The sequence below is a fragment of the New Jersey aster yellows phytoplasma genome, assembly GCF_002554195.1.
Lineage (GTDB): Bacteria > Bacillota_I > Bacilli_A > Acholeplasmatales > Acholeplasmataceae > Phytoplasma.
This window is the reverse complement of the sequence record NZ_MAPF01000070.1, coordinates 17,081-30,885: the sequence shown is the minus strand read 5'-3', so window position 1 is coordinate 30,885 and position 13,805 is coordinate 17,081. Positions and strand designations below refer to the sequence as shown.

Sequence of the window (13,805 nt, the reverse complement as noted above, 5' to 3'; positions counted from 1 at the left end):
TTAAGATGTATTAATTTCTTAAAATTTCAAGTTTTTATTGTATATCATTATTTTATTAAAAATAAACAAAAATATTTTCATATTACTAATTCTACCTACTCTTTTTCCTCTCCTTTTTCTTTACAATTTTAAACATTTTACCATCATTTTTTCTTTTTATTTGTATTCTTTTCATTTCGCTTTTTTTATTTACAACAAAATATTACAACATTAAATAAAAACAAAGGATTAGTAAATTACAATGAAAATTTCTATCAAAGATATTTTTCAAAAACCAGAGTTATTTTATCAAAAAAAAATATTATTAAATGGTTGGGTTAGAAATTGTCGTTATCAAAAAAAATTAATTTTTATCGATTTAAATGACGGTACTTTTTTGGAAAATTTACAAATTGTTTGTAAAGAAATCAAAAACATCGAAACTGCCGACATTAACGAATTTCAAGAAAATCAAAAATTCAACAACAACAACAAATCTTCAAATAACATTAATTTAGAAAAATTAAAAGAAATTTTGCAAATTGGGGCTTCTTTGCAAGTAGAAGGTATTCTAAAAGCAACCAATAATCTCAAAACTCCTTTTGAAATTAGTGCCCAAAATATTTCTCTTTTAGGCACAAGTGATTTTTCTTATCCACTTCAACCCAAAAAACATTCAAAGGTTTTTTTGAGACAAATATCTCATCTAAGAGTGCGAACTAAACTTTTTGGAGCAGTTTTTCGCATTAGAAATACAGCTTTTTTTGCCCTTCACAGTTTTTTTCAAAAAAAAGGCTTTTTTCATATCAACACTCCCATTATCACTCCTAATGATGGAGAAGGCGTGGGTGAATTATTTCAAATTACAACCCTTAATTTAGAAGTTTTGCCACAAACAAAAAACATTCCAAATGCTTTCAAACCTGTCAACGAAAATACCAGTAAAAAAGGAATTGATTATAAAAAAGATTTTTTGGCAAAAAAGTTTTTTTAACAGTAACAGGTCAACTAGAAGCAGAAGCGATGGCTTTGGGTTTGAATAAAGTCTACACTTTTGGTCCTACTTTTAGATCTGAAAAATCAAATACTACAAGACATGCCGCTGAATTTTGGATGTTAGAACCTGAAATGGCTTTTTGCGATTTATCTCAAAATTTAAAAGTCGCCCAAGAAATGTTACAATTCGTTATTTCTAAATGTTTAGAACAAAATTATCAAGATATAGAATTTTTGGACAAGACAGAAAAAAACGGTTTAATTGAAGAATTACAAAACATCGCTGAGGAAAAAGAATTTTTGACAGTAAAATACGAACAAGCTTTAGAAATTTTGCAAAAAAGTAACACCAAATTTGAAAATCCCCTTTTTTATGGAGTTGATTTGGCAACCGAACATGAAAAATACTTAACCGAAAAACACTTTAAAAAACCTGTTTTTATTGTTGATTGGCCCAAAGAAATTAAAGCTTTTTACATGAAAAATAATCCCGATCAAAAAACAGTAGCCGCAATGGATCTTTTGTTTCCACGTGTAGGAGAATTAATTGGTGGATCACAAAGAGAAGAAAATTTATCAGTTTTAATTGAAAAAATGAACCAAATGAAAATTTCTCAAAAAGATTTGGAATGGTATTTAGATTTGCGCCGTTTTGGTGGATGCATTCATTCAGGTTTTGGCTTAGGATTTGAAAGACTTCTAATTTTTTTAACAGGATTAGACAATATTCGTGATGTAATTGCTTTTCCAAGAACTTATCATAATTTGGTTTTTTAATTATCAGTATCATTTTTTATTTATTAATTTCCAAAAAATTTAAAACTTTTTTAATCTTTTTCTTAAATATTTTTTAATAAAAAAATGTTTCTAAAAACATTTTTTATTTTTTGTTGGGGTTTTCGCTTTTGCTTATTTAAAAAACAAAAAATAAAAAACGTTAAAAATAATAAAACCAAACCAAAATAAAAACCAAAATCACAAAATTAAAAGCCAAAAAGCTAAAAATAAGGAATGCAAAAAATGGGTATAAAATTAGAACAAGTTTCTAAAATTTTCATTGAAAAAAAACTAAAAAAGAAACTTATGCTGTAAAAAAAATTGACATCAATATTCCTAAAGGAAAATTAGTGAGTCTTTTAGGTCCTTCGGGTTGTGGCAAATCAACTACTCTTTACATGATTGCAGGACTTCATCCTATTTCGTCTGGAAAAATATTTTTTAGCAACAAAGATGTCACTAACTTACCTATTGAAAAAAGAAGTATTGGTTTAGTTTTCCAAAATTACGCCCTATATCCTCATATGACAGTTAGACAAAATATTTCCTTTCCGCTGGAAAATTTAAAATTTTCACGCGACATTATTGTGCCAAAAGTAGAAGAAATTGCCAAGTTAGTGGGAATTGCTGATCATTTAGATAAAAAACCTCAGCAACTTTCAGGCGGACAACAACAACGCGTTGCAATTGCCAGAGCTTTGGTAAAAGAACCTCAAGTTTTGCTTTTGGACGAGCCCTTATCCAACTTAGATGCAGGTTTACGCCTCAAAACTAGAGAAGAAATTAGAAGAATCCAACGAAAAACCGGAATCACTGCTATTTTTGTCACACACGACCAAGAAGAAGCAATGTCTATTAGTGATGAAATTTGTTTAATGAATAAAGGACAAATCCAACAAAAAGGTGCTCCTCAAGAAGTTTATGCTAATCCTAACAATTTGTTTGTTGCCAAATTTTTAGGTAATCCGCTCATATCTATTTTTGAAGGAAAAATTACTTTTGGAAAAGTAACTATTGGAGATTCACTTCTTTTTGATTTTTCTTCTAACAAAACTTTAAAAAATCTAAAACAAGAAATCTATGTAGCCATTCGTCCTGAAAGTTATTGGTTTGATACAAACGGTAATTTTGAAATCGAACCTCTCTTTTTAGAAAATGTAGGCAGAAATTTAATGATGTTAGCAAGACATCCTCAAGCTGTTAAAAACACTTTCCGCCTTGTCTTTGATGAAAAAAGTAAAGATATTATTTTTCCCCAAGGATTTGTTGCCAAGAAAAAAATTAGATTTCAAATTAAAGAAAATAAGTGTTTTCTTTTTGATAAAAAAACCGAAAATAGGATTTTTTAAATGTCATTGCTAAAAAAACTTTTCCATCACAATTCCACTAAATATTCCAAACACAATCATTGGTATTATTTGGCACCTGCCTTAATTCTTATGGTTTTATTTAATTTTTATCCTTTGGTAAAAACGCTTTTTATTTCTTTGGATAGTAGATATAATAAATTTGCAGATACATTTTCTTATTCATTTAATTTTTCCAATTACACTACTACTTTTTGTGATCCTGATTTTAGAACCACTCTTTTTAACACTTTTTTACTTGTTTTTACTGCTGTTCCTATTTCTATTTTTTTATCTTTAATGATTGCCTTAGCACTTAAAAGTGTTTATAATCATTTTTTAAAAAATATTTTTCAAACCATTTTTTTCCTTCCTTATTTAACAAATCCTGTTATTATGGGAATGGTTTTTGCAGTTATTTTTTATCACAATAGTTTTGGCATCCAAGTGCGTCCTGAAGGTTTTTTTAATTCTTTTTTTGGGATCCAAAAAGATTGGATTAACATTGTAGCTCCTTATTCACATAAAATGTTTGTTTTAATTTTTTATGTAGTGTGGAAATCCCTTCCTTTCCAAATTTTAATTTTTAGTGCGGGATTAAAAAACATTAGTAAAGATTATTACGATGCTGCTAGAATTGACGGCGCTACCAAAATAACTATTTTTAGAAAAATTACTCTCCCCCTACTTACTCCTACTATTTTTTATCAACTTATTATTACAATAATTCAAGTTTTTAAAGAATATGAATCTGTTATTGGAGTTTTTGGTAGTTCCGATACTACTAAGGTAAATACTGTGGTAGGCTATATTTATCAACAATTAGAAGGAACTTTAATGGATTCTTATTCCAGAGGCGCTGCAGCCACTGTTATTTTGCTTTTAATTTCTATTCTTTTTACTGCCATTAATTTTTTCTTTTTTGAAAAGAAATTAAATAAATAATAAATAAGGAACGAACCTTGATAATTATGTCAAATAACAAAAAAAACTCATTTTTGCTAAACTTAAAAAACATTTACCCAAAGTTTGTGCCACTTTTATCAAATACTTTTTTTTATCTCTTTTTGCTCTTTTTTTGGCTATTCCTTTTTATTGGATGCTAAATTTAGCTCTACAAGACAATCCTGCTTATCCTAGTTTTTTTCCTAAAGATTTGACGTGGAACAACTTTTCTTTTTTATTTACCCGTTATAGTTTGTTTTCAACTTTTTTAAAAACCCTTGTTGTTGTTTTTTTCTCTACTGTTTTAGGTATTTTTGTCTCTGTTATAACTGCTTTTGCTCTTAGTATTTTAGAATTTAAAACTAAAAAAATTATATTAGGAGTCTTTTTAATCACAACTATGATAACTACTGAAAGTATGTTTTTAACTAACTATCAAACAGTTGCGCGCCTAGGTTTTGTTGATTCTGGTCAAGGTACGCGCGTTTTTGGTGGCATTTATTTAGCAATGATACTTCCCTTTCTAATCAATGTATTTCATATTTTTTTATTAATGCAAAATATCAAAAAAATTCCCAAAGAACTCTATTTATCTGCCAAAGTTGATGGTAGTAGTGATTGGATTTTTTTATACAAAATTTTAACTCCACTTTTAAGAGATAATATCATTAATATCATTATTTTTAGAGCAGTTGCTGCTTGGAATGCTTACTTATGGCCTGAACTTGTAGGTGGAAAATTGCTTACTAATATGATTAGAAATATTTTTGACTCTGAAAAAAACCAACATTTAGTCAATCAACAAATGGCAGCTACTGTTTTGATGACATTACCTTTAGTTTTGTTGTTCGTTTTTTGTAAAAGATATGTTTTAGAAGGAAAATTAAACAGTGGTATCAAAGGATAAATTAAAAATCATTCATTTTTTTACTTTCTTATTTGTCATTTTAGCATCTATTGTATTATTTCCTAAAATTGATTCTAATGCTTTAAGAAATAATCATGAACAAGAATTAAAAGAAATGCTTACTAAATATAAAGATAAAGATAGTGAAGCATGGAAAAAATTCCTAGCAAAACCGATCGAAATTGTTTTTTGGCATCGTTTAGATCCTGAAAAAGAAAAGAAAAACCGAAAACTGTTTTAGAAGAAATTATTGAAAATTTTAGAAAAGATTATCCTAATATCAAAGTAAAAACAGAATATAAACCTAGTTGGAGTGGGATTGTTAAAAACATTAATGTAGCTCTTCCAGCCAACAACGAACCTCATTTAATTGTTTCTTATGCTGATCATTTAGTAAATTATTATGAATCAGGTAAATTAGTTCCCCTTGATGGATTTAAAGAACACACCAATTCAAAAATTAAATTAGAACCTTGCCCAGAAACAAATCCTCCAACAGAAAAAAAACATATTTTTATCCCAATTTTGAAGATGAGGCTCAATTGCCTTTAGGTGATGAAAAAGAACCAGGGAAATGGTATTCCTTGCCATTTTCTAAATCTATTGAATTGATGTATTATAATCAAGATTATTTTAAACATTTAAAAGAAACAATTAAAAAAGAACAAAAAAATGAAATCGATTCTGATTTTAAATCTTATTTTGAAAATTATGAATCTAATTTTGAAGGCAAACTTAAAGATGGTATTACATGGGAAAAAATGGAAAATTTATGCAAAGTAATTAAACAAGTTGACCCTGAAAAAATCCCTATTTCTTATGATTCTGAATCTAATTTATTTATTGTATCTTCCGAACAAAGAGGAATTGAATATACAACTTCACCAACTAAAAAAGATTCATCAAGTCATGAAGTAGGAGTGCGCTTTAATAATCCAGATGCTAAAACAATGATTAAAGATTTTAAAAAATTTTATGATAAAAAATATTTAATTACTCGTAAATTATCTGGTGAAAGCTATACTACTCATTTATTTATGAATCAAAAAATTTTAATGGATATTTCTTCTTCTAATGGATTTGAATATATTTCTAAAGCTCCATTTAAAGTAGGAGTAACTTCAGTTCCTTATTGGAAAAAAGGAAAACAAGGTCTTGATTCAGGTAAAAGAAAAGTTTTACAACAAGGATCCAATATTAATTTATTTTATAAAAAAGATAAAGATGAAGTGCTTGCTTCTTGGTTGTTTTTAAAATATTTAACTTCAAAAAAAACAAATGAAAAATTAATCAAAAAAATTAGCCAATTTCCTACTCATCCTTGTTATGAAAAAAGCGTTAAACCAGAAAAAATAAATTTTGAAAATTCTTCCAAAAATAAAGATTCTAAAAATTCAGAACTAAATAAAGATATTTTTGAATTTATGAAAGAAGAAAGAGAAAAAGACAAAGATTCATCTAAAAAAGGCAACCCCATTTATTTTTTTTCTCCCACTTTTAGAAAATCCCAGATTTCACGTATAGTTGTAGAAAAATTAGTAATAGATTGTTTTTTAGATAAAGACTTAGACAAAAACATCGATAAATTATTTAACGAAGCTCAACAAAAAGCAGACTCATAAAAATTTATTAAAATTAACAAATTAAAGGAACATTATGAAAATTATTTACAATAAAATTAAAGCTTTTGAAACAATTATTATTCACGGACACACCAACCCAGATGGTGATTGTTACGGAGCTCAACTAGGTTTAAAAGATGCAATTACAGCAACTTTTCCTCAAAAAAAAGTTTATGTAGTAGGACAACAAAATCCTTCTTTATCTTTTGTAGGTGTGATGGATGAAGTTTGTGATTCTTTGTACCAAAACGCTCTTGCTATTGTCGTTGATTGTGGTCAAGAAAACAAAATTAGTGACCAAAGATTTAAATTAGCCAAAGATACAATTAGAATTGATCATCATTTATTAATAGATAATTACTGTAATTATCAATGGGTAGATGCTAATTATTCTTCTTGTTCTCAAATGATTTTTGAATTTAAAGAAAAATGCAATATGAAATTAACTTCTAAAGGTGCTTTGGCTATTTATGTAGGTATGGTAACTGATACTGGTAATTTTTGTTTTGATAGAGTTGACCAAAAAACCCTCAAAGCTGCTTCTTCCTTACTTGCTTTTGATCTTTATGTATCACAAATATTTTTTCACCTCAATAAAGAAACTCTTGCTTTGTTTCAATATAAAGCCTATATTTATCAAAATGTAGTTACTTCCCAAGGCTTTGTTTACGTTTTTATTTCTCAAGAAACATTGAAAAAATTTAACTTACATATTGACGTTGCCGCAAGTTTAGTTAATATTTTGGGTAATTTAGAAAATCATCCAATTTGGGCTTTTTTCTTAGAACAACCAGATTTAACAATTAGAGCTCGTATTCGTTCTCGTGGTCCTGAAATTAATTCCATTGCTAGACAATTTAAAGGCGGAGGTCATCTCAGAGCTTGTGGTGCTACTTTAAAAAACAATCAAGAAATGAATCTTTTCATAGCTAAAATAAAAGATTCAATTAAAGCTTTTGAAACCAAATCCCAAAACCAAAACTAATTAACAATAAAATTAACCAAACAAAACTTTTTTATTTTGATAATTTTTTCCCCTTTTCCTTTCGATTGTATTTTTTTCATATTATAAATTATAAATATCAATTTAAAACAACATTCAATAAATGAAAAGATTACAAAAACAATAAAGAAAGGAGACCCAATAAATGTTTTTTGATACTATTGCTGCTATTTCAACTCCTTTAGGAACAGGAGGAGTTAGTGTAATTAGGGTTTCTGGCAACAATTCTATTACAGAAATAAATAAAATTTTTAAAGGCAAAAACCTTATCAAAGCCAAAACACATACCATTACTCACGGTTTTATCCTTAATAAAGACCAAACTATTTTAGATGAAGTTTTGATTTCTGTTTTTAAAACTCCTAATTCTTTTACTGGAGAAAATGTCGTAGAAATTAATGCTCATGGCGGTATTTTAATTACTCAAATGGTTTTAGAAAGAATTTTGTCATTAGATATTAGATTGGCTTTTCCAGGTGAATTCAGTCAAAGAGCCTATCTTAATGGGAAAATGGACCTAATTCAAGCTGAATCTATTATGGACCTAATTCATGCCACTAATGAAAATGCCATTAAAATTGCTAATTCTGGTTTGCAAAAATATACTTCTCAATTAGTGACTTCATTGCGCGACCAAATTCTTAATTTAATTGCTCAAATTGAAGTTAATATTGATTATCCTGAATATGATGATATTCCTCAAATCACCCAACAAAAAATTGCTTTGGAAGTCCAAAGTTTAATCAAACAATTAGAAAATATTTTGAGCCACTCCCATAAAAATAGATATCTTAAAGAAGGAATAAAAACTTTAATTATTGGACGTCCTAATGTTGGTAAATCAAGTCTTCTTAATGCTTTTTTAAATGAAAATAAAGCTATTGTTTCTGATATTTCAGGCACTACCAGAGATTTTGTTGAAGCTTATTTTAATTGTCGAGGTTTTACTCTTCATTTAATTGATACTGCAGGAATTCGTAAAACTGATGATCCCATTGAAAAAATAGGAATTTTAAGAACAGAAAAAATGCTTTTACAAGCAGAATTAATTTTATTAGTTTTAGACCAAAGCAATTATTTGCAAGAAGAAGATATCCAACTTTTGCAATTAACCCAAAATTATCCTCGTATTATTATAGGAAACAAAGTGGATTTGAAAAGTGATAAATTAATTTCTTCCCTTTGTGATTACTCTTCCCAATTAACTCCACAAGAAATTATTTCAGTTTCAAGCTTGGATAAAACAGGGTTTTTTGAGTTACAACAAACAATTTTAAAAAAATTCCAATTAAATGATATTAAGCCCAAAGATTTTAATTATTTTTCTAATGCAAGACACATTAATCAAATCCAAATTGCTCTTCGATCTTTTCAAGATTTGCAACAAGCCCTTTTGCAATCAATGCCAATAGATATTTATTCTATTGATCTTACTAAAGCCTATCAAGCATTAGGACAAATTATAGGTGAAAATCAAGAAAATAGTTTAATTAAAGAATTGTTTTCTAAATTTTGTTTAGGAAAATAAAATAAAAATAACTAACATCATTTTAATTAAACTAATATTTTAACAAATTACAAAGAAAGGAACAAATATGAAATTTATTGAAACCCAAATTAAAGCCTTTGATACTATCGTTATTCATGGACATAAAAATCCTGATGGTGATTGTTATGGTTCTCAACTAGGTTTGAAAAATATGATTCAAAATACCTTTCCTCATAAAAATGTTTATGTGGTTGGGCAAACCAAAGATCATTTAACCTTTTTGGGTCAAATGGATGTAATAACTGATGAAACTTACCAAAATTCTTTAGTAATTGTAGTTGACTGCGGCAATACTCAATCCATCAGCGACCAAAGATTTAAACTTGGAAAAGTTGTTATTCGAATTGATCATCATATTTTAATTGAAAATTACGGTAATTATCAGTGGGTTGATGATTCTTTTGGTTCGTGTTCTGAGATGGTTTACTTGTTAAAAGAAAAACTCAACTTAAACCTAACTTTTAAAGGTGCTTTGGCTATTTATGTGGGTTTAATTACAGATACTGGTAATTTTAGGTATCATAGAGTAAGCTCCCAAACTTTAAGAATTGCCTCAGAATTGCTTAACTATGGTATTGATGTTGCTTTGGTGGAACAAAATATTAATAAAGTAACACTTAATTTTTTAAAATATCAAGGATATATATGTCAAAATATTGTTGCTTGTGACGGTTTTGCCTATGTTTATGTGAATCAACAAATTATTGAACAATTCAACATTAATTTAGAAGAGGTTTTTTTGTCGATTAATATTTTATCTAATATTAAAAATTTTCCCTTTTATGCTCTTTTTTTTGAACATCATGATTCTAAAATTCAAGTGCGTATTTGTTCTAACGGACCGCAAATTTATCATATTGTTCAAAAATATGGTTGTAAAGGTCACCTAAGAGCTTGTAGTATGTTTTTGCCATCCGAAAAAGAAATTTTGCCTTTTGTTTCTACAATAAAAAAAGAAATTGCACCCTTTTTCAAAACAACTTAAAAATTTATTTTTAAAATAATAAAAACCAACAAACCAATTACTAAAATCCCCCCCTTTTCTTGTGATTTGTGTTATAGTTTTGTTATATTTTATTTAATTTTAGTGCAAATTACACATTATTATTTAAATAAAATTTTTTATACTTTACTATTTTCCTCATTATCTTTATTCATCTTTTTTTCACCAACTTCTTAAAAGATCAAAAAACTAAAAACTACAAAAGAAAGGGTTTTTATGATTAAAATAAGCTTTTTTGACAATCAAATACAAGAATTTATTTCAGGCACAACTCCTTTGGCAATTTGGAAAGAACATTTATCTGAACATTTCAAAAAACCAGTTGCAGCCCTTTTTAACAACCAACCAATCGAACTTGATTTTCCTTTGAAAAAAAATGGCAATTTAGAAATTTTAACAGAATCTGATCCTAAATCTTTGGAAGTTCTTAACCATAGCACTGCTCACCTTATGGCGCAAGCCGTTGCAAGACTTTATCCAGATGCCCTTTTTACAGTAGGACCTGCCATTAAAGAAGGATTTTATTATGATATTGATTTTCAAAAACACACCATTTCGGAAAAAGATTTTCTTACTATTGAAAAAGTAATGCATCAAATTTCTTTGGAAAACCACAAAATTACAAGAGAAGAAATTTCTTTCGAAAAAGCCAAAAAATTATTTGCTTACAACCCTTATAAACAAGTTTTGCTGGAAAAATTTCGCGACCAAACTATCAGTATTTATCGTCAAGGAGAATTTTTTGATCTTTGTCGTGGTGTTCATGTGATCAAAACAAATCTTATTAAACATTTTAAAATTTTAAAAATATCAGGAGCTTATTTTCAAGGAGATGCCAAAAACAAAACTTTGACCCGCATTTATGGCACTTCTTTTTTCAAAAAACAAGCGCTTGCTGACTACTTGCAACTTTTGGAAGAGAGAAAAGAACGTGACCACAAAAAAATTAACAAAGAACTGGATTTATTCATGTTTAATAAAGAAGTTGGTTTGGGACTTCCCTTTTGGCTTCCTAAAGGAGCTACTGTAAGGCGTATCGTTGAAAGATATATCGTTGACAAAGAATTAAGCTATGATTATCATCATGTCTACACACCCATTATGGCAAATACCGAACTTTACCGTATTTCGGGACATTTGGACCATTACGCTTCTAATATGTTCCCCATTATGTCTTTGGAAAATGGCGAAAAACTAGTTTTAAGACCAATGAATTGCCCCCATCACATGATGATTTATAAAAAAAATCCTCATAGTTATAAGGAATTGCCTTTGCGTATCGCTGAATTAGGAATGATGCATCGGTTTGAAAAATCAGGAGCTGTTTCTGGGTTACAAAGAGTAAGAGAAATGACTCTTAATGATGCTCATATTTTTGCCCGTCCTGACCAAATCAAAGAAGAGATAAAAAAATTATTAATTTAATTTTAGAAGTTTATTGTGATTTTAATATTAAAAATTATGAGTTGCGTCTAAGTTATCGCAACCCTAACAACACAGAAAAATATTTTAATGACGACCAAATGTGGTATAACGCTGAAAAAACCCTCAAAGAAACTATTAAAGAATTGGGCTTACCCTTTAAAGAAGCAATCGGAGAAGCTGCCTTTTATGGTCCTAAATTAGATGTGCAAGTGTTTAATGCCCTAGGCAACGAAGAAACACTATCAACAGTACAACTTGATTTTTTACTTCCTCAAAAATTTGATCTTACTTTTATTGGAGAAGACAACAAACACCATCGTCCTGTTGTAATTCACCGCGCAGTTGTTTCTACTATGGAAAGATTTTTAGCTCATTTAGTAGAAGAAACTAAGGGTGTTTTTCCTTTATGGCTTGCTCCTGTACAAGTGCTTTTAATTCCTGTGTCTGCTCCTCTACATTTCGAATTTAGTCAAAAAATTAAAGAAACATTACAATTACAAAATTTCAGAGTAGAAATTAATTCCAAAGATAACACTTTGGGCTATAAAATTAGAGAAGCACAAAAATTAAAAATTCCTTATCAAGTTGTAATTGGCGACCACGAAATGATTAACAATTTAATTACTTTTAGAAAATATGGCTCTCATTTACAAACCACAATTAAAGTTGATGAGTTTGTTTCTTTATTAAAAGACAAAGTTTTGCAAAAAAAATAATCTCTTAATTGTAAAAAACAATAAAACAAAACAAATAAATTTTCATAACGCAAAATTTTAAATCCTAAACTATTTATATAGTTTAGGATTTTTGTAACAAAAAAACAAAAAATTTAAATAATATTTTATTATAAATTTTTTAAAGAAAAAAGTATTTTAAATATTTTGGTGATAATTTTGAGTTTGGTTTGTTTTATGAAATTTTTAAAATTTTTTATTATTTCCTCCTTCTAAGAAATTAAAAAAACTATGGTATTTTTGGAGGGTTATAATTATTTTGGCATCAAAGATTTAAAATATAATATGCAAAACTTAAAAGAAAAAAAGGTTTTTTTAGATTACAAAACCCAAAATATAGTTAATTATCTTAGTGTTTGTGCTAAATTTATATTATTTTTTCTTATTTTTTTTAAGTTTTATAGTTTCTTATATTAATTTAAATTCTCAAGAAAAAATTATTAATTTTGCCGCACATTTTTAAAAAAATTTAACAAGTTTTTTTATTAATAACAAGCATTCTACCTTCTATTATTATAGTTTTTTTCTTTAATAGCTTATTTGGTATTAATCTTTTTTTCCTATAAGCGCTTATCTGATGTCTATATGCACAGGTTTTATTTTATGCAGTTTCACTAATTTTTTGGAGGCATTGGAAAAATATAGTTTTTATATTATGGCAAAAATTATTATCTTGGTTATTTTCATTTCTTTTTCATCAGCATTTTTGCTTGTGGGGAGTTCCACTTATCTATATATTAATAATGCAAGACCCAAATTAGCAATTAAACCACAAAAAGAAAAAACCAAATTCAACTTTGCAAATATCAAACTATTTTTTTTTGCTATTTTCTTTTTATAATTTTTTTTAACATTTTTATTTTTAGGAATAAATAAAAATTCATGGTTTTATTTAATAATAAACTCAATTATGGCTATTTTAATTTTAATCATCGCTATAGTAATATGGGTTTCAATTTTAGAAAAATTCGATTATTATATACAAACCAAAACAGCTAAGAAATATGAATGGATTATTATTAGTTCTTTGTTTATTATTTTTAATATGGTTTTATTTGCGATACGTATATTTACTGATTCTAAATTTTAGATAAATTAATATTTATTTTATTTAAAAAAATGTTAGCATCATTTGTATTTTTTTATTTTCTAACTCACTTTTATTTTGCTATTTTTCTATTTACACCAAACCTATAAAAATTTCCAAAAAATCACTAAAACCATTGACAAACCACACTTTTTATTATATAATTAGAGCGGTATTGTTATTGCTTTATTTTATAATATTCAAAATACAATTATAAAAAATTATCAAATATTTTGTAATAATCTTATGATATTAACGTGAAAAGAAGAGTTTTTCTCTCGCCTGATTAACAATTAGTTTTTAGGCAAATGGCACATAAACATTTATTTTTTGCAAAAAATGCAATAAACATTTAGTGTTAGTTATTTTAGAGAAGAGAAATGTTCCTTTGGATATTTCTCTTTTTTTATTTTATTTTATTTTCTCTTTTTG

8 protein-coding genes and 3 pseudogenes are annotated in these 13,805 nt (G+C 27.4%); all 11 read left to right on the top strand.

Translation table 11 applies throughout. The annotated features are described in order from the left end of the window. Positions 1 to 241: 241 nt before the first annotated feature. Positions 242 to 1,752, top strand: a pseudogene (asnS, locus tag BBA70_RS03585) (asparagine--tRNA ligase). 243 nt (positions 1,753 to 1,995) lie between these two features. Then, positions 1,996 to 3,101, top strand: a pseudogene (locus BBA70_RS03580) (ABC transporter ATP-binding protein). Continuing rightward, positions 3,102 to 4,043 (top strand): carbohydrate ABC transporter permease, encoded by a 942-nt coding sequence (locus BBA70_RS03575; protein WP_252861673.1) that lies wholly within the window; start codon positions 3,102 to 3,104, stop codon positions 4,041 to 4,043. Between the two features lie 154 nt (positions 4,044 to 4,197). Next, positions 4,198 to 4,950, top strand: coding sequence for a carbohydrate ABC transporter permease (locus tag BBA70_RS03570; RefSeq protein WP_160122730.1), 753 nt, complete (start codon positions 4,198 to 4,200; stop codon positions 4,948 to 4,950). Next, a complete protein-coding gene (locus BBA70_RS03565; RefSeq protein WP_252861672.1) occupies positions 4,934 to 5,191 on the top strand; it encodes a hypothetical protein in 258 nt (85 codons plus the stop codon). Before BBA70_RS03570 ends, BBA70_RS03565 begins: the two co-directional genes overlap by 17 nt. A 5-nt stretch (positions 5,192 to 5,196) precedes the next feature. Then, entirely contained in the window at positions 5,197 to 5,502 is a 306-nt protein-coding gene (locus BBA70_RS03560; protein WP_308495572.1) for an extracellular solute-binding protein, read from the top strand. After that, positions 5,493 to 6,572: an extracellular solute-binding protein gene (locus BBA70_RS03555; RefSeq protein WP_252861671.1), complete on the top strand. Its 1,080-nt coding sequence runs from the start codon at positions 5,493 to 5,495 to the stop codon at positions 6,570 to 6,572. The genes BBA70_RS03560 and BBA70_RS03555 overlap by 10 nt, the downstream gene beginning before the upstream one ends. A gap of 34 nt (positions 6,573 to 6,606) precedes the next feature. Further along, positions 6,607 to 7,557 carry a DHH family phosphoesterase gene (locus tag BBA70_RS03550; protein ID WP_011412944.1) on the top strand — a complete coding sequence of 317 codons (951 nt, stop codon included), beginning with the start codon at positions 6,607 to 6,609 and terminating at the stop codon, positions 7,555 to 7,557. A gap of 163 nt (positions 7,558 to 7,720) precedes the next feature. Beyond that, the gene (gene mnmE / locus BBA70_RS03545; protein WP_011412943.1) at positions 7,721 to 9,103 is read left to right on the top strand and encodes a tRNA uridine-5-carboxymethylaminomethyl(34) synthesis GTPase MnmE; all 1,383 of its coding nucleotides are present in this window, start codon (positions 7,721 to 7,723) and stop codon (positions 9,101 to 9,103) included. 67 nt (positions 9,104 to 9,170) lie between these two features. Next, a complete protein-coding gene (locus BBA70_RS03540) occupies positions 9,171 to 10,109 on the top strand; it encodes a DHH family phosphoesterase (protein WP_011412942.1) in 939 nt (312 codons plus the stop codon). 234 nt (positions 10,110 to 10,343) lie between these two features. Then, a pseudogene (thrS, locus tag BBA70_RS04025) lies at positions 10,344 to 12,268 on the top strand (threonine--tRNA ligase). Positions 12,269 to 13,805 lie beyond the last annotated feature (1,537 nt).